General features: G+C 43.3%; 1 protein-coding gene. It reads right to left on the bottom strand.

What is annotated here, in order from left to right:
- The coding region (locus ACFPOH_RS10950; RefSeq protein ID WP_390309658.1) for a VirD4-like conjugal transfer protein, CD1115 family at window positions 1–1,162 on the bottom strand (1,162 nt) is incomplete at both ends.

Genomic DNA, 1,162 nt, shown 5'->3' on the forward strand with positions numbered 1-1,162 from the left:
CTCTTCTAACTCTTGCTTGACTTCTTGGATGTCTTGGGCAGCCGAATCTTCTTCATCCCATACCCATTCTCCATTCCACAACGGCGCAGTATATCCTAAACGGCTTCGGTATTTTTCATAGTTGCTCAATAAATCGCCGTAAATATCGAACTGCCACGCTTTTTCTAGCTTCATCGGGTAAGCCCCAGATACGAATAAATAACAAGTGTTTTTGTCCATGTTCATAAGTTCGCCCGGCGTAATCAATGAGCGCTTTACATATTGCTCTGAAATGCTTTTGCTGCCTTCCTTACGTCCATAGGAAGCACTTTTCTGTTTGTGCTTCACCGTAGTCTCTCCGGCGAGTTCACTAAAATATTTCGCTGTTTTCGTGTCTTTTGTTCGCAGAAACAACTGAGTATCGTGGTTATTGATGATCGAACGAGCCATTTCCGGACCATATCGTTTTTTGTCCTCTAGCTGTCCGATGTCCTGGATAATCGTCATCATGGCCATACCAAGTCCTCGACAGGTTGCCAATACTCGCGGATATTTGTTGATCGTGCCGATGTTGGCGAATTCGTCCAACAGAAAGATAGTGGGAATCGGTAACTTCGAGTGATTCTTGTCAGCAATGTCGTATAGAACAGCGATCAACTGTTCAAAGAACGTAGCAGTCAATTGAACAAACGGGTTTTCATCCATGCGAATCTTGATGTACAAAACGGATTTTTCTTTCTGCAAGTCATGAAATTTAAAATCGCTCTTAGCAGTCATTTTTGCGATCTTTTGCATCGCGAAAATGGAGATTTGTTGCGCCAAGGTCGCCATAATGCCAGCTCTAGTGTTTCCACTGCTCATGTTTGCAAGGGTGAACATATGATACGCTGGATGGTCTGGGGACATATTTTTAATGATTTCATCCAAATATTCTTCATCTTTTCCTGCTCTCGCCACCATTTCAACGACATGGCGCATATTGGCCTTGTCTTTGTATTTTTCCTTCACGTACAGGATGAATGCTGACAGAAAGGCGACAGCTGATTCACTCCAGAAATCGCGTTTTCCTTCGTCAACCGAGTTAGAAGCGATCGTATTAGCAATTGCCCTAGCATCCTCATCATCTTCGACGTAGTCTAATGGATTGTATCGATCGCAATTGACGAAATTGATAAAGTCCACC

The organism is Ureibacillus suwonensis (genome assembly GCF_042655065.1).
Classification (GTDB): Bacteria; Bacillota; Bacilli; order Bacillales_A; family Planococcaceae; genus Ureibacillus; species Ureibacillus suwonensis.